This window comes from Pseudomonas congelans (assembly GCF_900103225.1).
GTDB lineage: Bacteria > Pseudomonadota > Gammaproteobacteria > Pseudomonadales > Pseudomonadaceae > Aquipseudomonas > Aquipseudomonas congelans.
In genome coordinates, this window is sequence record NZ_FNJH01000011.1 from 113,244 (window position 1) to 132,071 (window position 18,828).

An 18,828-nucleotide genomic window follows, 5' to 3' on the forward strand; every position below is an offset into this window, starting at 1 on the left:
TTTTACCCTAAGGAACGCAGTTAAATGGAAAGCACCTCTCTTGGCTTCCCTCCACTCACGATGGCGGTTTTCGTCGGCCTGGCCATTACGGCCATGGCTATCGACATGTTTTCCCACCGGGGAAACAAGCCAATCACCCTCGCGCAAGCCTCGGCGTGGTCGATTTTCTGGGTCGCCATTTCGCTGGCTTTTGCCGGTTTCCTGTATGTCCAGCACGGCTCTGAAGTCGCAACGCTGTTCGTGACCGGTTATGCGCTGGAAAAAGTGTTGAGCGTCGACAACCTGTTCGTGTTCATGGCGTTGTTCTCCTGGTTCAAGATTCCGGATGGCCTGCGCCACCGCGTTCTGTACTGGGGCATCATCGGCGCCATCGTCTTCCGCGGCATCTTCGTCGCCATTGGTACCGGCCTGCTGGCGCTTGGTCCATGGGTCGAAGTGGTGTTTGCAGTCATCGTTGCCTGGACAGCCATCATGATGCTCAGGGCGGGTGATGACGACGACGAAGAAGTCGACTACTCGCAACACATGGCTTATCGCTTTGCCAAGAAGCTGTTCCCGGTGTGGCCAAAGCTGCACGGCAGCAACTTCTTTGTCAGCCGCTCGGTTCTGGAACAGGAAGTCAAAAAGCCTGAAAACGCCGGTATCACCCTGGCGGCCAAAGGCGCTCTGTTCGCGACCCCGCTGTTCCTGTGTCTGGTTGTGGCGGAAATCTCCGACGTACTGTTCGCGTTCGACTCCGTGCCGGCAATCATCGCCGTGAGCCGCGAGCCGCTGATCGTATTCTCGGCCATGCTGTTCGCGATCCTCGGTCTGCGTACCCTGTACTTTGTTCTGGAAGCCCTCAAGCGTTACCTGGTGCACCTGGAGAAAGCGGTTATCGCCTTGCTGTTCTTCATCGCCGTCAAACTGGGCCTGAATGCGACCAACCACCTGTTCCATCACGGTTACGAGATCAGCGCCAACACCAGCCTGCTGGTTGTGGTCGTCGTGTTGATCATCGGTATCGTTGCAAGCCTGCTCTTCCCGGGCAAAGACGAATCCGCGGAAGAAAAAGCGTAAACACTGGATAAAGGAGATAAACGAATCATGGCTTTGACTCTGCAAAAAGGTGGCAACCTTTCGCTGTCGAAAACCGACCCTACCCTGACCAAAGTATTGATCGGTCTGGGCTGGGATCCGCGAGCCACTGACGGACAGGATTTCGACCTGGACGCCAGCGCATTCCTGTTGGCCGCCAATGGCAAGGTCCGCAGTGAAGCTGACTTCATTTTCTACAACCAGCTCAAGAGCGCCGACGGTTCTGTCGAGCACACCGGTGACAACCGTACCGGTGCCGGCGACGGCGATGACGAAGTCCTCAAGGTCGACCTGGCCCGTGTTCCTGCCGATGTGGAGAAAGTTGTTTTCGTCGTGACCATTCACGATGCAGACAGCCGCAAGCAGAACTTCGGTCAGGTGGGTGGCTCGTTCATTCGCGTATTGAATGAACAGTCAGGTTCTGAAGTCGTTCGCTACGACCTGGCAGAAGACGCTTCCACTGAAACCGCGATGATCTTCGCCGAGCTGTACCGCAACAATGGCGAGTGGAAGTTCCGCGCCGTGGGTAGCGGTTTTGCCGGTGGATTGAAAGCCGTCGCCAACTCTTTCGGCATGAATTTCTGATTCACGCCCCACCACTTTTCTGGAAAGGATCAAGAACATGGCAGTAAGTCTGAGTAAAGGCGGTAACGTTTCCCTGTCCAAAGAGGCTCCGGGCCTGACAGAAATCACCGTGGGCCTGGGCTGGGATCCGCGTGTTACCGATGGCACCGAGTTCGACCTGGATGCTTCGATCTTCATCGTTGGCGAAAATGGCAAGGTGTTGGATGACAACAGCTTCATTTTCTACAACAACAAGAAGTCGACCGATGGTTCGGTCGAGCACCTGGGCGATAACCGCTCCGGTGCCGGCGAAGGTGATGACGAGTCGGTAACGGTCAAGCTCACTGGCCTGGCAGCAGCAGTGAAGAAGCTGGTTTTCGCGGTCACCATCCATTCCGCCGACGAGCGCAAGCAAAGCTTTGGCCAGGTTTCCAACGCTTACATCCGCGTTGTGAACAAGGCCGATGGCAAGGAAATCGCTCGTTACGACCTGTCGGAAGATGCATCCACTGAAACCGCGATGATCTTCGGCGAGCTGTATCGCAATGGCGAAGAGTTCAAGTTCAAGGCCATTGGCCAGGGCTTTGCCGGCGGTCTGAAGCCATTGGCAGAAGCTCACGGCGTGGCAATCGGCTAAACCCGAGCAGCGCCCACTAAAAACCCTCGCCAGCGATGGTGGGGGTTTTTTATTGGGTGCTGATTACAGCTATCGTTCCTCACGCTCCAGCGTGTGAATGCAGTTCACGACGCTCTGCGTCGGCAAGAGGACGCGGAGCGTCCGGAACGGCATGCCAACGCGGAGCATTGGCACGATAGTCGGGATTTCTCCGGTCTAATAACGGAGTGCTGAAGTTAGCGTTCGCTTCTGCCCACACCCGAAGGCCCCGCGGCCAGCATGCGCCCTGCCAGTCGAGAAAAGGGCAGGCTTTGCAGCCATACTGTGCCAGGCCCGGTCAGTCTGGCGAAAAACACCCCTTCGCCGCCGAACAGCATTGACTTGATGCCGCCACCGACCGTGCGGATATCGTAATCGACCGTCTGGGTCATGGCTGCCAGGCACCCGGTGTCGACATCCAGAGCCTCGCCTGCCGCCAGCTCGATCTTGCGCACCGTGCCGCCCATGTGCACGAACACCCAGCCGTCGCCTTCCAGCTTTTGCAGGATGAAACCTTCGCCCCCGAACAGGCCGGTAAGGATTTTCTTCTGGAACTGGATACCGATGGAGACGCCTTTGGCGCCGGCCAGAAAACTGTCTTTCTGGCAGATCAGCTTGCCGCCGAAATCGCGCAGGTTGAGCGGCAGGATCGTGCCCGGGTAGGGCGCTGCAAATGCCACGCGGCCCTTGCCCGAGCCCTGTTGCGAAAACACCGTAGTGAACAGGCTTTCGCCGGTCAGCATGCGCTTGCCTGCGCCGAACAGCGAACCCAGCAGCCCAGACGATTGATTGCTGCCGTCGCCGAAGATGGTTTCCATCTGCACATCGCAGGTCTTGTACATCATCGCCCCGGCTTCGGCGACGGCGCTTTCGCCAGGGTCAAGCTCCAGTTCGATGAACTGGGTTTCCGTACCGTACAGCTTGAAGTCCACCCCGTCGGTGGTCTGCGCCAGGCCATAGCCGCCCGAGGCGTTCGGGTCGGGCGTAAACGAAGGGCGTCTGGCGGGCACAGAGGCAGGCGCGGGTGTCGGGGCTGCCTGCGCCGGCAGCGCGGACGGTTTGGGCTGGATCATGTCCGGGGTCGGATCAGGAAAAGGCGTCACACCGTCCTTCTTCATGGCGCGTACCTGCGGCACCTGATAGATCGGCTGCCAGTCAGGCATGCCTTGCTTCCAGCACCACGCACCGGGTGACTCACGGGCAATCAGCCGCGCAGCATCCGCGTCCATCGGGCCGAGTTGCTTGCCCGCGTTCATCACAAACCATTGTTCCAAAGCGTCTACTCCCGAGCGAATAGTGAGTTGGCTGTGCGCGATACGTCAGAGGCTCAGGCGCATGGACAGGTCCACGGCTTTCAAATCCTTGGTCATCGCACCGATGGAAATGTAATCCACACCCGTTTCAGCAATAACCCGAAGGGTATCGTCGTTGATGCCGCCGCTGGCTTCCAGACTGGCACGGCTTGCGGTGAGGCGCACGGCTTCGCGCATGTCATCAAGGCTCAACTCATCAAGCATGATGATGTCGGCGCCTGCGTCCAGCGCCTGCTTGAGTTCACCGAGGCTCTCCACCTCGACTTCGACAGGCTTGCCCGGTGCAATCCGGTGCGCCGCTTCTACTGCCTGAGCGATGCCGCCACAGGCTGCGATGTGGTTTTCCTTGATCAGAAACGCGTCGTATAGCCCGATGCGGTGATTGTGGCAGCCGCCGCAGGTGACCGCGTACTTTTGCGCCAGGCGCAGGCCCGGCAGGGTCTTGCGGGTATCCAGCAGTCTGACTTGAGTGCCCGCGACCATGTCCGCGAAGTACTGCGCCCGCGTGGCCACTCCCGAGAGCATCTGCAGAAAGTTGAGTGCGCTACGTTCGCCGGTCAGCAGAGAGCGTGCCGGGCCTTCAAGGTGAAACAGCGCCTGATTCGGGCTGACGCGGTCGCCGTCTGTCACTTGCCAGTGCACCGCCACGCGCGGGTCCAGTTGCCGGAATACCGCATCGACCCAGGCAGTGCCCGCGATCACCGCTGCATCGCGGGAAATGATGGTGGCCTTGGCCAGCCGTTCTGCCGGAATCAGTTGGGCGGTGATATCGCCGCTGCCGACATCCTCCAGCAATGCGCGACGCACATTGGCCTCGATCTCGGCGGTCAGGTCGGCAATTCGTAAATTCGGCATAGCGGGCTCCAGTAGCAAAGTCGTTCGAGTATAAGGCACCGCATGCCGCTTACCCACCTGCGCCAATGCAGGGTGTTACCTCCGGGAACATGCAGTTGGTCGGTTTGGCAAATTCGTTTGCGATGGAAAGCGAATATCGCGGTCTATCGCTGCACATGAATGTCTTGCCGCTTCCTTCGCGAGAGTGAAAGAAAAGTCCCGCTGGCGTTAATGACAAGTTTTGAAAGATAATCCGACTTGTAATTGACGCCATGAGTTTGACGTTGCGCAAGACCAAGGGGGTCGCTTCACAGTGCGAGGGTAACAAGCCACGTTTGTGATGGGGTTCAGGTTGTTTCCTGTCAGGGGGTGTAATGCCGAACGACGAAAAAGTAGTGCCGTTGAGCAAATCGTTCCCTCTGCAGGGGGCGGGTACTCCTTTGGCCCGATTACCTGTTGTGTTGCTGCAGGTTCGCGACAAGGCGGCCCAGCAGCTCAAGGATGCATTGCAGGCGTTGTTCGATAACGCCGACGATACGCTGTTCGAAATGGCTGACCGCGCCCGCAGCAACACTGAGCAGAACATCTTTTTTGAAGCCATGCGTGACCTGCGCCTCAAGCGCAAAAGCATAGAACGTGGCTTCCTCGACAAGTTCTACGAGTCTTTCCTGGTCCTGGGTCAGTATCAGATTCAGGAGCCCGTGCTTCCGGCCGCTGTGTCCTTCGACAAGCTGTCGCTGGTGCACAACGATGATCTCGAGAAAACTGTGGCCGTGGATGCCATGGTCAGCAAGGTCATGAGCCGTGATGCTCTCGCTCTGGGCCAGCTCACTGCACGCCTGAACGTCCTCATTCCTCAAGCGATTGCCGAAGACTCCAATCCTCTGGGGCCGGCGATGCTCTGCAGGTTTTTTCTGGAGGCCGGGCGCAGCCTTGGCGTCGAGATCAAGGTCAAACTGATCATTCTCAAACTGTTCGAGAAGTACGTCCTGGCCAATACGGACGATCTGTACAGCGAAGCCAATCAGTTGCTGATTGCCACAGGTGTATTGCCGGACATGAAAGCCTTGCCGGCCCGGCGCTCTTCCGACCGGGCGGCGCCCAGAAGTCGCGTCTCCGAGATGTCCGACCCTGCCTTTAGTGAAGCCGCCGACAAGCTCGACAAGAGTGTGCAGGAGGTTTTCTCGGCCTTGCAGGAACTGCTGCTGCACGTTCGCGGCAGCCTCGCGCCGCGTCATGAACCCAACGCAGAAGTGCGTCCGATTTCCAGCCGTGACCTGCTGCGCCTGCTGTCTCACCTGCAGCAATATGTGCCGTCCCAGGACACTTCAGACGATTTCGACCTGCGCAACCAGCTGGAACAGCTGCTGACCCGAGTCAACGTCAAGACCGGTAAATCCAGAATTGTCGGTGTCGGTGACGAAGACGTCATCAACCTGATTGCCATGCTGTTTGAATTCATTCTCGATGACCGCAACCTGACACCTTCATTGCGTGCGCTGATTGGACGCCTGCAGATTCCGATGCTCAAGGTGGCGGTCATCGACAAAAGCTTCTTCAGCCGCGGCAGTCATCCCGCCCGCCGCCTGCTCAACGAAATAGCCACTGCCGCACTGGGCTGGGGTGGTCGTGACGACTATCAGCGCGACTCGCTGTATCAGCGCGTCGAGCAGATCGTGCAGCGCCTGCTCAATGATTTTGTCGATGACCCGGCAATTTTCTCCGAATTGCTGGCGGATTTTCTGGCCTTCACCAGTGACGAGCGTCGCCGCAGCGAGTTGCTCGAGCAGCGCACCCGCGATGCCGAAGAGGGCCGCGCGCGTGCCGAACTGGCTCGACAGCAGGTGCAGCACGAGCTCAATCAGCGCTTGCTGGGCAGAACCTTGCCGGAGGTAGTGGTGCGTCTGTTGCAGGAGGCCTGGAGCAAGGTCCTGCTGCTGACCTGCCTCAAGCATGGCGAGGAGTCCAGCGAGTGGCAGGCCGGGCTGGAGACCATGGACGAGTTGATCTGGAGCGTCGAGCTGCACGACGACCCGCAGGCCCTGCAGCGCCTGCTGGAGCTGGTTCCTGGACTGCTCAAATCGCTGCGTGACGGCTTGACCAGCGCCGCCTTCGACCCGTTCGCCACCAGTGAATTCTTCAGTCAGCTGGAGTCGCTGCATGTCCAGGCGTTTCAGCACTTCTCGCGTTTGCAGGAAGGCGAGGGCGGCACCGCGCAAGGTGATACGGCGCAGGCAGGCGGTCAGGCCATCGAAGGCCCGCCGATGATGGCGGTGGTCGAGGAAATCGTTCTGATCACCCCTGAAGAACGGATGCTCAATGAGCCTGTTGTTCAGTTACCTGACGACGACGCAGGGCTGCAGATGGTCGACAAGCTGCGGGTCGGTTGCTGGGTCGAGATTCAGGAAGATGAGGAGCACAAGCTGCGTTGCAAATTGACTGCGATTGTCGAGCCGACCGGGCGTTATGTGTTCGTCAATCGCACGGGCATGAAGGTTCTGGAAAAGACCCGTACCGGTCTTGCCGTCGAATTTCGTCGCGGCGCAGTACGTATTCTCGACGATGCGCTGCTCTTCGACCGTGCCCTGGAATCCGTCATCAGCAACCTGCGCAAGCTCAAGGGCGCCTGACTGGCGGATTTCAAGCTGGCGTTCCCCTGCGGTGCCGGTCGCCAGACACGCGGTTGACCATGCTGCCGACGCCCCGCGTCGGCACGCAGTTCGACACGCGTCGCCGCGGATCTCTGGCGTTCGACGCTGCAGGCCTGTAGCCAAGCCCCCACATCGGCTCCTGTCACGGGCATAATCAGCGCTACTTTTTCCCCCGTTCAAGGAGCATTCATGCAACTGGACTCCGCAAGTGGCTGGTGCGACGGCGTGCAGCATTGCCCCTCGCCCAACTTCAATGCGCGACCCGAAGGCGAAATCTCGCTGCTGGTGATCCACAACATCAGCCTGCCGCCAGCGCAATTCAAGACTGGCAAGGTGCAGGCTTTCTTTCAGAACCAGCTCGACATCGACGAGCATCCCTACTTTGTGGGGATTGCCGATCTGCGCGTTTCAGCGCATTTTCTGATCGAACGTGATGGCGAGGTCGTTCAGTTCGTCTCTTGTCTTGATCGTGCGTGGCACGCCGGTGTTTCCAGTTTTCAGGGCCGTGAAGGGTGCAATGACTTTTCTGTCGGCATTGAATTGGAGGGGACGGATGACCAGCCTTTCACCGATGCGCAATACGACGCGCTCATCGACCTGACGCGACAGTTGCGACAGGCGTTCGAGGCAATCACCCCCGAGCGTATCTGTGGTCACAGTGACGTGGCGCCGGGACGCAAGACTGATCCTGGGCCCTGTTTTGACTGGGCCAGGTTTCGAGCGGCTTTGCTGGATTGATGTGAGGGACGAACAATGAGTTTTCTGGTGCTACTGCTGGCCGTTCTTATCGAAAAGTTTTCTGCTCTGCGTCAGCGCGTTCAGCGTGATGGGCCGTGGCTGAAAGAGCTGGCAAAACTCGAGGCCAGCCCGCGGACGTCGACACGCCCCTGGGTAATGCTGGCGTTGCTGGTGCTTGTTCCCGTGCTGGTCCTGCACCTGGCGTTGACCATCATCGGTTCGGTGGCCTATGGCTGGCTGGTTCTGCCCGTTCATCTGCTGGTGTTGATCTACAGCCTTGGCCGGGTTGACCTGATTGCGGTGCTCGGGCCGTTTCGCGATGCCTGCCGACGTGGAGATGCACAGGCTGCGGTGCATGTGGCCGAGCGCGACATGGGCGTGCAAGCGGACAATAGCGAGCAATTGCTGCAGGGCGTGCAGGGCTACCTGCTCTGGCAGGCGTTTCAGAGCTTCTTCGCCGTGATTTTCTGGTATTTCGTACTCGGCCCGGTGGCTGCGCTGGCCTACAGGCTGTTGGCGCTTGCCGTCGAACATGGCAAGACACCCGCACTGGTCGAGCGTGCAGGGCAGTTACGCCACGCCTTTGACTGGGCGCCGGTCAGGTTGCTCGCCGCCAGCTTCGCGTTGGTCGGCAATTTTGTGGCGGTCACCCGGGTGATGCTGCACGAGTTGCTGAACTGGAACATCAGTGCCGCACAACTGATTACGCGCGTGGGCTGTGCCGCCAGCGAGGTCCCGCCTCCGATGATGGGCGCGCAAGGTGTTACCGGCCTCGACATGCTCTGGGAGCTGCTGGTACGTGCCGCGGTGGTCTGGTACGCAGGGTTCGCCCTGTGGACCCTGCTGCTCTGATCCGATCCCGGCCGCGCAGGCTCAGGCATGTGACAGGCGAGGCCAGTCGAACAGTTCGCAGGCATTGTCCGTGCTCGCCTGGGCCAGGCGCGCGGGGCTGATGTTCATCAGCCCCGCGAGGGCCGCGCAAATGTCGGGCAAGTGCTGCGGGCTGTTGCGCTGATAGGGATGCATTGCGGGGGCCATGTCCGGTGAGTCGGTTTCCAACACCACGCTGTCCAGCGGCAGTTCGGCGATGACCCGATGCATGCGCAGCGCCTGCGGCCAGGTCGCCGCTCCGCCCAGACCCAGTTTGAACCCCAGCCTGATGTATTCACGTGCCTCTTCGCGGCTGCCGGCAAAAGCGTGGATGATGCCGCTGCGCTTTGGCTTGTGGCGCTTGAGAGTCGCGATCACATCGGCATGACTGCGACGCACGTGCAGCAAGGCGGGCAGGTTGAAGTCCGCCGCCAATTGCAATTGCGCGTCAAAGAGCGCTTGCTGACGCGCCTTGTCCGGCTGCTCGACGTAATAGTCCAGACCGATCTCACCCACCGCACACAGCTGCGGATGGCCTTGCAGGCGTGTCAGCCAGTCGCCCAGCTCTGTCAGGTGTTCAGTGCGGTGCTCATCGTTGTACACCGGATGCATGCCAAACGCTGCGTACAGGCAGGAGTTGGCTTCGGTCAACGCCCACAGCCGCTGCCAGTTACGCTGATACACCCCGAGCACCACCATGCGCTGCACGCCAAGCGTCAGACAGGTGTCCAGCACTTGGGCACGGTCTGCATCGAAATCCGGAAAATCCAGGTGGGTGTGGGTATCGATCAGCGTCACATTCACGCCTCGTGTATACGTTGTTTGAAGGCCCTGACAATAGCGTGCACGCCGGGCTGGTAATCGTCCTTCTCGATAGCGGCCATGACCAGCTGCAGGGCCTTGTCGGCGATCAACTGGTGTTGCTGGGCCATGGCATTGACGGGCAGCGGCAGAAAATCGAGCAATTGCGTATCGCCGAAGGTGCCCAGATGCAGTGGGGTCGATTGCAATGCCTGACTTTGCAGCACATCGAATACGCCTTGCAGCAGCACGTAGGACGTGGTGATCAACGCGTCCGGAAAATGCCCTTGGCGCTGTAGCATCTCGGTCATCAAACGCTGACCACACTGGCGGCTGAACGCTTCGCCGTGCTCGATGATGGTGGTTCCGGCAAACCCGTCGAGTGCGTGTTTGAAGCCTGCGGCGCGCGCGCAGCTGATGCTCAGCTCAGGACGTGCACCGATCAGGGCAATGTGGCGCGGTCGGGTTTGCAGGAGGCTGTGGGTCAGTTGCAGGCAGGCGTCATGGTCGTCGCTGACCACCGAGCAGAAAAACTCGGGATTCATTTCCCGGTCAATGGCGATGATCGGCGTGCCCTTGAGCTGTAATTCCCGATAGCTGTCGTCACTGGTCGGCAGGCAACTGGCGACCAGCAGCGCATCGCAACGGCGTGCCTTGAACAGCTGCAATAGCTGCAGCTCGCTGGCAGGGTCGTCATCGGAGCTGGCGATCAGCAGTTGATAACCGAGGCTGCGCGCGCCTTGCTCGAGCAATTTGGCGATGCGCGCATAGCTGGGGTTTTCCAGGTCGGGCAGGATAAAGCCCAGTGTTTTGCTATGGCGGCTGCGCAGGCCCGCCGCTTGCGGGTTGGGTCGGAAGTCGTGCTGCTCGACCACGGCTTTGACACGTTCGACCGTTGCCGGGCTGATGCGCTGTTTTTCGGCCTTGCCATTGATCACGTAACTGGCCGTAGTGACAGAAACACCTGCCAGACGTGCGATATCGCTAAGTTTCACCCCGGAATTTCCTTTTATTAGGTACGCGGCTCAGGACAATCGAGTTATTTTTTTCATGGCGCTGATCTTTACACCAGACCGTAGGAAATTCCCAAGTACTTCAAGTATTTTGGGAAGTGTCCCACAGTGATCGGACCGACCGGGCTTCAATGAAACCCCAGAATCGAGTAACGTGCCGGGCAATTCTAGATTAAACGATTCAGCACGCCTGTTGTCTGCTGCAATCGAGATGAAAGTGATGTCCGATACGATGCTCGGACAGATATCACCTTCATCCCCCCTAAGCTGTCGATCACATGATCGCCATTAAAACAAGAATCAGGTGGCGCCTTGGCGCTGCACAGGAGTCAAGGCAATGCTCGAACTCACTCTGGAGCAAATATCCATGGCCCAGTCGGCTGTGGATAAAACTGCCGCACTTAAGCTGATTGCCGACCACCTGGTCGCTGATGGTCTGGTTGCCGAGGGCTACCTCACCGGGCTGATGAACCGTGAGCAGCAAGGCTCGACCTTCCTCGGTCAGGGCATCGCCATCCCACACGGTACACCCGAGACCCGCGACCTGGTGTTTACCACCGGCGTACGTCTGATGCAGTTCCCCGAAGGGGTGGACTGGGGCGACGGACAAATGGTTTACCTGGCGATTGGTATTGCTGCCAAATCCGACGAGCACTTGCGCCTGCTGCAACTGCTGACTCGCGCACTGGGCGAAGAGGATCTTGGCCAGGCGCTGCGCGAAGCGAAGACCCCGGAAGACCTGCTCAAGCTATTGCAGGGCGCTCCGCAGGAACTGGCGCTCGACGCACAGATGATCAGCCTCGGCGTATCAGCCGACGATTTTGAAGAACTGGTCTGGCGCGGCGCACGCCTGTTGCGCAAGGCCGACTGCGTGAGTAACGGATTTGCCGCCGTGCTCCAGCAAGTGGAAGCGTTGTCGCTGGGTGATGGCCTCTGGTGGCTGCACAGCGAGCAAACCGTCAAGCGTCCCGGTCTGGCGTTCGTCACCCCCGACAAACCGATGCGCTATCTGGGCCAGCCGCTGACCGGTCTGTTCTGCCTGGCCAGCCTCGGTGAGGCGCATCAGGCGCTGCTCGAGCGTCTCTGCCTGTTGCTGATCGAAGGCCGTGGCCACGAGTTGGGTCACGCCACCAACAGTCGCGCCGTGCTCGAAGCGCTGGGCGGCGAACTGCCAGCCGAGTGGCCGACCCGGCAGATTCAATTGGCCAACGCCCATGGCCTGCACGCCCGCCCGGCGAAGATACTGGCGCAGTTGGCCAAGGAGTTTGACGGCGAGATCCGCATGCGCGTGCTGGAAACCGGCGAAGCTGCCGTGTCGGCCAAGAGCCTGAGCAAGCTGCTCAGCCTCGGCGCCCGCCGTGGTCAGACGCTGGAATTCATTGCCGAGCCGAGCATCGCCGACGACGCGCTGCCAGCGCTGATCGCGGCCGTGGAGCAAGGTCTGGGCGAGGAAGTCGAACCCTTGCCCGCCGTCTCGCCGACCGAGGCTGCGCCAACGCCGGCCCCGGCTGCGGCCAAACCGCTCAGCGCTCCGCCAGCCGGTAGCGTGTTGCAGGCCGTGCCTGCTTCACCGGGCATTGCCATGGGGCCGGCCCACGTTCAAGTGCTGCAAAGCTTCGATTATCCCCAGCGTGGCGAGTCGGTGGCTGCCGAGCGCGAGCGCCTGCACAAGGCGATCGGCGAGGTGCGCAGCGATATCGAAAACCTCATTCAGCGCAGCAAGTCCAAGGCCATCCGGGAAATCTTCATCACCCACCAGGAGATGCTCGAAGACCCGGAACTGACCAGCGAAGTCGAAGCGCGCCTCAACAACGATGAAAGCGCGGCTGCGGCCTGGGCCACGGTTATCGAGACCGCTGCCGTTCAGCAGGAGCAACTGCAGGACGCACTGCTGGCCGAGCGCGCCGCGGACCTGCGTGATGTCGGGCGCCGCGTGCTGGCGCAGATCTGTGGCGTCGAAACCGTTGCGGCCCCGGACGAACCCTACATTCTGGTGATGGATGAAGTTGGCCCGTCCGACGTTGCCCGTCTCGACCCGGCACAGGTCGCCGGCATTCTTACCGCGCGTGGCGGTGCCACGGCGCACAGTGCCATCGTGGCGCGTGCACTGGGCATTCCTGCGCTGGTAGGTGCCGGCGACGAAGTGCTGCTGCTCAAGCCTGGCACCGTACTGCTGCTCGACAGCCAGCGCGGACGGCTGACCGTCGCGCCTGACGAAGCGACCTTGCAGCGTGCCGTTCAGGACCGTGACGCGCGTGAGCAACGTCTCAAGGCGGCCGCCGAAGCGCGCATGGAGCCTGCTGTGACGCGTGATGGTCATGCCGTCGAAGTCTTCGCCAATATCGGCGACAGCACCGGCACACCGGCCGCCGTCGAGCAGGGCGCGGAAGGCGTCGGCCTGCTGCGCACCGAGCTGTTGTTCATGGCGCATTCCCAGGCGCCGGATGAAGCCACGCAGGAAGCTGAATACCGCCGCGTGCTGACCGATCTGGGCGGGCGTCCGCTGGTGGTGCGCACGCTGGATGTCGGTGGCGACAAGCCGCTGCCTTACTGGCCGATCGCCAAAGAGGAAAACCCGTTCCTCGGCGTCCGCGGTATCCGTCTTACCCTGCAGCGACCGGACGTCATGGAAAGCCAGCTTCGTGCCCTGTTGCGTTCGGCAGACAGTGGCCCGCTGCGCATCATGTTCCCGATGATCGGCACGCTTGAAGAGTGGCGTCAGGCGCGGGACATGACCCAGCGCCTGCGCGAGGAAATTCCGGTCAGCGACCTGCAACTGGGGATCATGATTGAGGTGCCATCGGCTGCGCTGATCGCCCCGGTGCTGGCGAAGGAAGTGGACTTCTTCAGTATCGGCACCAATGACCTGACGCAATACACCATGGCCATCGACCGCGGCCACCCGACACTGTCGGCCCAGGCTGACGGGCTGCACCCGTCGGTGCTGCAACTGATCGACATGACCGTACGTGCTGCGCATGCCAACGGCAAATGGGTGGGCGTGTGCGGCGAACTGGCTGCAGACCCGCTGGCAGTGCCGATTCTGGTCGGTCTGGGCGTGGATGAATTGAGTGTCTCGGCGCGCAGCATTGGCGAGGTCAAGGCCTGCGTGCGTGAACTGACCCTGAGCAGCGCTCGGGAACTGGCGCAGAATGCGCTGACGGCGGGCAGCGCCGCCGAAGTCCGCGCGCTTGTGGAGGCTGTGTAATGGCGAAGATTCTTACCCTGACCATGAACCCGGCGCTGGACCTGACTGTGCAGTTGGGGCAGTTGGAGCTGGGCCAGGTCAACCGCAGCACGGCGATGCTCACTCACGCCGCGGGCAAGGGCCTGAATGTGGCGCAGGTGCTGGCTGACCTGGGCCATGACCTGACCGTTGCCGGCTTTCTCGGTGTCGACAATCCGCAAGCGTTCGAAGCATTGTTCGAGCGTCGTCAGTTCGTCGACGAGTTTGTCCGGGTGCCGGGCGAAACGCGCAGCAATATCAAGCTGGCCGAAGGCAGTGGGCGTATCACCGACCTGAACGGCCCCGGGCCACAGGTCAGTGAAGAGGCGCAGCAAGCGCTGTTCACCCGCGTCGAACAGATCGCCCAGGGTTTCGACGTGGTGGTCGTGGCGGGCAGTCTGCCGCGCGGCGTCACCCCGGAGTGGCTGCAAAAACTGCTGCTGATGCTCAAGGACCTCGGTCTGAAAGTGGCGCTGGACAGCAGTGGTCTGGCCTTGCGTGCCGGTCTGAAGGCCGGGCCCTGGCTGATTAAACCCAATACCGAAGAGCTGGCTGATGCCCTTGACGCACCGATCATCTCTATCGCTGCGCAAGCCGAGGCGGCTGCGCGTCTGCAGGCGCAGGGCATCGAGCACGTGGTGATCTCGCAAGGCTCCGAAGGCGTGCACTGGTTCAGCCCGAGCGTGGCGCTGCACTCACTGCCGCCCAAGGTCACGGTGGCCAGTACGGTAGGTGCTGGCGACTCGCTGCTGGCAGGCATGGTGCATGGCTTGATCAGTGGTCAAGAGCCGCACAAGACCTTGCGCACTGCCACAGCGATCGCCGCCATGGCGGTGACCCAGATCGGTTTCGGTATCACCGATGCCGCGCAACTCAAACGGCTTGAAGGCGGCGTCACTGTACGCAGCCTTTCAGAACAATAAGAGAGGATCGTCATGAAGTTAGCCATAGTTACGGCCTGCCCGAACGGCAAGGTCAGCAGCGTACTCAGCGCACGATTGCTCGAAGCGGCGGCCCTGCGCCAGGGCTGGGAAACCAGCGTCGAAATCATCGACCCCAACAAGGCCGATCAACAATTGTCCGCCCAGGACATCGAAGCCGCCGATCTTGTTCTGGTGGTCAATACCGGTCCTGTGGACTTGAGCCGCTTTGTCGGCAAACGCCTGTTTCAGGATTCGCCTGCGCATGCCTTGCAGGATGTCGACAGTTTTCTGCAGCGCGCCGAGCGAGACGCGCAGGTTCATGCAGCGTCCGAAGCAGCGGCGCCTCAGGTTAGCGGTAGCACGGGCGCGCAACCGCGCATCGTTGCGATCACCGCTTGTCCGACCGGTGTCGCGCACACGTTCATGGCTGCCGAAGCGATCCAGCAGGCTGCCAAGCGTCTGAACTACGACCTGCAAGTCGAAACCCAGGGCTCGGTAGGGGCGCGCAACCCGCTCAGCGCCAAGGCTATCGCCGATGCCGACGTGGTGCTGCTGGCGGCGGATATCGAAGTCAACACCGACCGCTTTGCCGGCAAGAAGATCTACCGTTGCGGCACCGGGATCGCGCTCAAGCAGTCCGAGGCAACTCTGAAAAAAGCCCTCGCGGAAGGGCAGGTGGAATCCGATGAGGCCGCCGCCAAGTCACCTGCCAGACAGGAGAAAGCGGGCGTCTATAAACACTTGCTGACCGGCGTGTCGTTCATGCTGCCGATGGTCGTGGCGGGCGGGCTGTTGATCGCTCTTTCCTTCGTGTTCGGTATCACCGCGTTCAAGGAGCCTGGCACGCTGGCCGCAGCGCTGATGCAGATCGGTGGGGAAGCGGCGTTCAAACTGATGGTGCCGTTGCTGGCCGGTTACATCGCCTACTCGATTGCCGACCGTCCGGGGCTGGCACCCGGCATGATCGGTGGTCTGCTGGCGAGTACGCTGGGTGCAGGGTTCATTGGCGGTATCGTTGCAGGCTTTCTGGCCGGTTACAGTGCTGCCGCGATCAACCGCTACGCGCGTCTGCCTGCGAGCGTCGAAGCGCTCAAGCCGATTCTGATCATCCCGCTGCTGTCGAGCCTGTTCACCGGTCTGGTGATGATCTACGTGGTCGGCAAGCCGGTTGCCGGGATGCTCGAAGCGTTGACGCACTTCCTCGACAGCATGGGCACCACCAACGCGATCCTGTTGGGCGTGGTGCTGGGCGCGATGATGTGCGTCGACCTCGGTGGGCCGATCAACAAGGCCTCCTATGCGTTCTCGGTCGGTTTGCTGGCGTCTCAGAGCTATGCGCCGATGGCCACCGCCATGGCTGCCGGCATGGTGCCACCCATCGGTATGGGCATCGCCACGATTCTGGCTCGCCGCAAGTTCGCCCAAAGTGAGCGTGAAGCAGGCAAGGCGGCGTTCGTGCTGGGGCTGTGCTTCATCTCGGAAGGTGCCATTCCCTTCGCTGCCAAGGACCCGTTGCGGGTGATTCCGGCCAGTGTCGTGGGGGGGGCGCTGACCGGTGCGCTGTCGATGTACTTCGGCTGCAAGCTGATGGCACCGCATGGCGGCTTGTTCGTGATGCTGATTCCCAACGCGATCAACCATGCGCTGCTTTATCTGGTGGCGATCATCGCCGGCAGTGTGCTGACCGGCGTGATCTACGCGCTGATCAAGCGTCCGGAGCCTGCTGACATGGAAGTGGCTCCCGCAGCCGCCTGATGATGCAAGGCGCGGGCTGACCCGCGCCTTCTGCCTGCCCTAGCGCTCCAGCGCCAGGGCAACCCCCTGACCACCACCGATGCACAGCGTGGCCAGGCCCTTCTTCACATCGCGCCTGATCATCTCGTGCAGCAGTGTCACCAGCACGCGGCAGCCCGACGCGCCAATCGGGTGGCCAAGGGCGATAGCGCCACCATTCACGTTGAGCTTTTGCGGATCCAGCCCCAGCTCCTTGCCGACCGACAGGGACTGTGCGGCAAAGGCTTCGTTGGCTTCGATCAGGTCCAGTTCGGCCAGCGACCAGCCAGCCTTGTCCAGGCAGCGACGTGTGGCACTGACCGGTCCGATGCCCATGATCGCCGGGTCGACACCGGCGTTGGCATAAGCGGCAATGCGCGCCAGCACCGGCAAGCCCAGTTGCTCGGCCTTGGCGGCGCTCATCAGCATCACGGCGGCAGCCCCGTCGTTCAGCGACGAAGCATTGCCGGCGGTGACCGTGCCGTCCTTTTTGAAGGCGGGCTTGAGCTTGGCCAGGGTCTCGGCGGTGGTGCCGGCGCGGGGCTGCTCGTCTGTTGCAAACGACAGCGGATCACCCTTGCGCTGCGGGATCAGGATCGGGGTGATCTCATCGACGAAACGTCCGGCTTCAATCGCAGCCAGCGCCTTTTGCTGAGACAACGCGGCGAACTGATCCTGGGCCTCACGGCTGATGTCGTACTGCTGCGCGAGGTTCTCGGCGGTGATGCCCATGTGGTAATCGTTGAACGCATCCCACAGACCGTCGGTGATCATCGTATCCACCATGCTGGCGTGGCCCATGCGCAATCCGGTGCGTGCGCCCGGCAGCACATAGTTGGACAGACTCATGTTTTCCTGGCCACCGGCGATGATGATCTCGGCGTCGCCGCAGCGGATCGCCTGGGTCGCCAGGTGCAGGGCCTTGAGGCCAGAGCCGCAGACCTTGTTGAGGGTCATGGCCGGTACCGAGAAGGGCAGGCCGGCCTTGATGGCTGCCTGCCGCGCGGGGTTCTGACCAGCGCCTGCGGTCAGCACCTGACCCATGATGACTTCATCGACCTGCGCGCCGTCTATGCCGGTGCGGGCAAGCAGTTGACGAATGACCGCTGCGCCGAGGTCGACTGCGGATACAGTGGCCAGTGAGCCCTGAAAACTGCCCACGGCGGTACGGGTGGCGGCGACGATAACGACGTCGTGCATGGTGCTGATCCTCATTGTTATTGAGCGCTCATGGTGGCACAGATAGGCGGGCAGGTTCCAACCGTGAACCGCTCGGTCACGGTTTGCCGAAAACCTTCATGTCTCGTTCAAACGTCCATGCGGCGTCTGGCGCGTTGCGCCGATCCGTCGCGCACCGCCCAGCGCAGAATGGGCGCGGTGCTGTTGACGCCCAGACGGATTATTCGACGCGTGACGGAGCTTTGCGTGACGTCGAGCATTTCGCTGGCCCAGTCCGGCAGCAGATCGATACCGGCGCGCATCATCAGCACGCCAAACGGCTTGGCCAGCCAGTTGGGTGCCGGCGCATCGAGCAGCAGGCGCATTACTTCGCGGCTGCGCTGGTCACAGACCAGTTGACCACGAATGTCTGCCAGATAGTCAGCAATGGCCTGACGGGAGCGCGGCACGTTGCGGGCGCCGAGTCGCTCGGCAACCAGCGCTGTTTCAGCGTAGTACGCGTCCTGATCGGCGAGCGGCATGTCCGGGTTGAGGTAGCGCATATGCGCTGCGAGAAAGCTGCTGACTTCGGCTACATGCACCCAGGTCAGCAAATCCGGATCGCTGGCGGAGTATGGCCGGCCATCGGGCGCAGTGCCGACGATGTTCAGGTGAATGTTGCGAACCTTGTCGATCAGCCAGTTGGCATCTCGCGTGGAGCCGTAGGTGGTACCGGACAGAAACTGCCCGGTACGCCGCAGGCGGCCAAGCATGTCCTGACGAAAGTTGGAGTGATCCCAGATGCCCGCCAGTGCCAACGGGTGCAACGCCTGGAGCATCAATGCGCTGATACCGCCGACCAGCATGCTGGTGAAGTCGCCATGCACCTTCCAGCACACCGCCTGGGGACCAAACAGGCCAGGGTCGCCCTTGGGGCTTGCCAGATCCAGCTGACCCAGCGCCAGGCCGGTAAGGCTGATGACCTGGTTTTCGATGCGGGTACGGATGAATTCCATGTCGTGCTCGTGCATCGGGGAGGGAAGTACGGCAAAGAGGCTTTTGTGGTAACCGACCGGGCGACCCTTCGCTTGCTTGCGAAAGGGCCGGTACATCCGCTAAAGATGTATCACCCGAAATAAAGCTTTCGCGAACAAGGAGAGCGTACATCCGCTGAAGATTTACAGGGCTTCTGCCCGCAGGGCGTGGGAGCGAACTTGTTCGCGAAAGGGCCT

The 18,828-nt window shown here is 61.1% G+C and carries 15 protein-coding genes; 9 read left to right on the forward strand and 6 right to left on the reverse strand.

The window, feature by feature from the left end; translation table 11 throughout:
- Nucleotides 1–24: 24 nt before the first annotated feature.
- From BLR20_RS24950 to BLR20_RS24960, 3 genes are read left to right on the forward strand one after another with little or no spacing between them, the layout of a single operon-like run.
- Nucleotides 25–1,059 carry a TerC/Alx family metal homeostasis membrane protein gene (locus BLR20_RS24950; protein WP_010437902.1) on the forward strand — a complete coding sequence of 345 codons (1,035 nt, stop codon included), beginning with the start codon at nt 25–27 and terminating at the stop codon, nt 1,057–1,059.
- 27 nt (nt 1,060–1,086) lie between these two features.
- Nucleotides 1,087–1,662, forward strand: a complete 576-nt coding sequence (locus tag BLR20_RS24955; protein ID WP_010437904.1) for a TerD family protein — start codon at nt 1,087–1,089, stop codon at nt 1,660–1,662.
- A gap of 37 nt (nt 1,663–1,699) precedes the next feature.
- Nucleotides 1,700–2,278, forward strand: a complete 579-nt coding sequence (locus tag BLR20_RS24960; RefSeq protein WP_032613659.1) for a TerD family protein — start codon at nt 1,700–1,702, stop codon at nt 2,276–2,278.
- Nucleotides 2,279–2,493: 215 nt separating this feature from the next.
- Here the strand turns inward: BLR20_RS24960 and BLR20_RS24965 are convergent, their stop codons facing one another.
- Both BLR20_RS24965 and nadC read right to left on the reverse strand, forming a co-directional pair.
- The gene (locus BLR20_RS24965) at nt 2,494–3,570 is read right to left on the reverse strand and encodes a TIGR00266 family protein (protein WP_054992634.1); all 1,077 of its coding nucleotides are present in this window, start codon (nt 3,568–3,570) and stop codon (nt 2,494–2,496) included.
- Between the two features lie 45 nt (nt 3,571–3,615).
- Nucleotides 3,616–4,464 carry a carboxylating nicotinate-nucleotide diphosphorylase gene (nadC, locus tag BLR20_RS24970; protein ID WP_054992633.1) on the reverse strand — a complete coding sequence of 283 codons (849 nt, stop codon included), beginning with the start codon at nt 4,462–4,464 and terminating at the stop codon, nt 3,616–3,618.
- Between the two features lie 353 nt (nt 4,465–4,817).
- Here nadC and BLR20_RS24975 point away from each other — a divergent pair, with 353 nt between their 5' ends.
- The 3 genes from BLR20_RS24975 (at nt 4,818) to ampE (ending at nt 8,684) form a co-directional block, all read left to right on the forward strand.
- The gene (locus BLR20_RS24975; RefSeq protein WP_032613664.1) at nt 4,818–7,073 is read left to right on the forward strand and encodes a DUF1631 domain-containing protein; all 2,256 of its coding nucleotides are present in this window, start codon (nt 4,818–4,820) and stop codon (nt 7,071–7,073) included.
- Between the two features lie 210 nt (nt 7,074–7,283).
- Nucleotides 7,284–7,832 carry a 1,6-anhydro-N-acetylmuramyl-L-alanine amidase AmpD gene (ampD, locus tag BLR20_RS24980; protein WP_010428559.1) on the forward strand — a complete coding sequence of 183 codons (549 nt, stop codon included), beginning with the start codon at nt 7,284–7,286 and terminating at the stop codon, nt 7,830–7,832.
- Nucleotides 7,833–7,847: 15 nt separating this feature from the next.
- Nucleotides 7,848–8,684, forward strand: a complete 837-nt coding sequence (gene ampE / locus BLR20_RS24985) for a regulatory signaling modulator protein AmpE (protein WP_054992632.1) — start codon at nt 7,848–7,850, stop codon at nt 8,682–8,684.
- A gap of 21 nt (nt 8,685–8,705) precedes the next feature.
- On the opposite strand, the gene BLR20_RS24990 is transcribed toward ampE, so the two are convergent.
- Entirely contained in the window at nt 8,706–9,506 is an 801-nt protein-coding gene (locus tag BLR20_RS24990) for a TatD family hydrolase (RefSeq protein WP_054992631.1), read from the reverse strand.
- Nucleotides 9,503–10,498, reverse strand: a complete 996-nt coding sequence (cra, locus tag BLR20_RS24995; protein ID WP_054992630.1) for a catabolite repressor/activator — start codon at nt 10,496–10,498, stop codon at nt 9,503–9,505. Before cra ends, BLR20_RS24990 begins: the two co-directional genes overlap by 4 nt.
- A gap of 355 nt (nt 10,499–10,853) precedes the next feature.
- Between cra and ptsP the strand changes: the two genes are divergently transcribed.
- Genes ptsP through BLR20_RS25010 form a run of 3 tightly spaced genes read left to right on the forward strand, consistent with a single transcriptional unit; the run spans nt 10,854 to nt 16,420 of the window.
- The gene (ptsP, locus tag BLR20_RS25000) at nt 10,854–13,724 is read left to right on the forward strand and encodes a phosphoenolpyruvate--protein phosphotransferase (RefSeq protein ID WP_054992629.1); all 2,871 of its coding nucleotides are present in this window, start codon (nt 10,854–10,856) and stop codon (nt 13,722–13,724) included.
- The gene (pfkB, locus tag BLR20_RS25005; RefSeq protein ID WP_054992628.1) at nt 13,724–14,665 is read left to right on the forward strand and encodes a 1-phosphofructokinase; all 942 of its coding nucleotides are present in this window, start codon (nt 13,724–13,726) and stop codon (nt 14,663–14,665) included. Before ptsP ends, pfkB begins: the two co-directional genes overlap by 1 nt.
- Nucleotides 14,666–14,677: 12 nt before the next feature.
- Nucleotides 14,678–16,420, forward strand: coding sequence for a PTS fructose-like transporter subunit IIB (locus BLR20_RS25010; RefSeq protein ID WP_010428577.1), 1,743 nt, complete (start codon nt 14,678–14,680; stop codon nt 16,418–16,420).
- A gap of 39 nt (nt 16,421–16,459) precedes the next feature.
- Here the strand turns inward: BLR20_RS25010 and BLR20_RS25015 are convergent, their stop codons facing one another.
- Nucleotides 16,460–17,638 carry an acetyl-CoA C-acetyltransferase gene (locus tag BLR20_RS25015; RefSeq protein WP_054992704.1) on the reverse strand — a complete coding sequence of 393 codons (1,179 nt, stop codon included), beginning with the start codon at nt 17,636–17,638 and terminating at the stop codon, nt 16,460–16,462.
- A 107-nt stretch (nt 17,639–17,745) separates the two neighbouring features.
- Nucleotides 17,746–18,612 carry an oxygenase MpaB family protein gene (locus BLR20_RS25020; protein ID WP_054992627.1) on the reverse strand — a complete coding sequence of 289 codons (867 nt, stop codon included), beginning with the start codon at nt 18,610–18,612 and terminating at the stop codon, nt 17,746–17,748.
- Nucleotides 18,613–18,828 lie beyond the last annotated feature (216 nt).

Excerpts from the sequence above, each read along its gene's own strand:
- BLR20_RS25010 (WP_010428577.1), top strand. The coding sequence starts at position 14,678 with ATGAAGTTAGCCATAGTTACGGCCTGCCCGAACGGCAAGGTCAGCAGC.
- BLR20_RS24955 (WP_010437904.1), top strand. The coding sequence starts at position 1,087 with ATGGCTTTGACTCTGCAAAAAGGTGGCAACCTTTCGCTGTCGAAAACC.
- BLR20_RS25020 (WP_054992627.1), bottom strand. The coding sequence starts at position 18,612 with ATGGAATTCATCCGTACCCGCATCGAAAACCAGGTCATCAGCCTTACC.
- nadC (WP_054992633.1), bottom strand. The coding sequence starts at position 4,464 with ATGCCGAATTTACGAATTGCCGACCTGACCGCCGAGATCGAGGCCAAT.
- BLR20_RS24960 (WP_032613659.1), top strand. The coding sequence starts at position 1,700 with ATGGCAGTAAGTCTGAGTAAAGGCGGTAACGTTTCCCTGTCCAAAGAG.
- pfkB (WP_054992628.1), top strand. The coding sequence starts at position 13,724 with ATGGCGAAGATTCTTACCCTGACCATGAACCCGGCGCTGGACCTGACT.
- BLR20_RS24950 (WP_010437902.1), top strand. The coding sequence starts at position 25 with ATGGAAAGCACCTCTCTTGGCTTCCCTCCACTCACGATGGCGGTTTTC.
- ampE (WP_054992632.1), top strand. The coding sequence starts at position 7,848 with ATGAGTTTTCTGGTGCTACTGCTGGCCGTTCTTATCGAAAAGTTTTCT.
- BLR20_RS24975 (WP_032613664.1), top strand. The coding sequence starts at position 4,818 with ATGCCGAACGACGAAAAAGTAGTGCCGTTGAGCAAATCGTTCCCTCTG.
- ampD (WP_010428559.1), top strand. The coding sequence starts at position 7,284 with ATGCAACTGGACTCCGCAAGTGGCTGGTGCGACGGCGTGCAGCATTGC.
- BLR20_RS25015 (WP_054992704.1), bottom strand. The coding sequence starts at position 17,638 with ATGCACGACGTCGTTATCGTCGCCGCCACCCGTACCGCCGTGGGCAGT.
- ptsP (WP_054992629.1), top strand. The coding sequence starts at position 10,854 with ATGCTCGAACTCACTCTGGAGCAAATATCCATGGCCCAGTCGGCTGTG.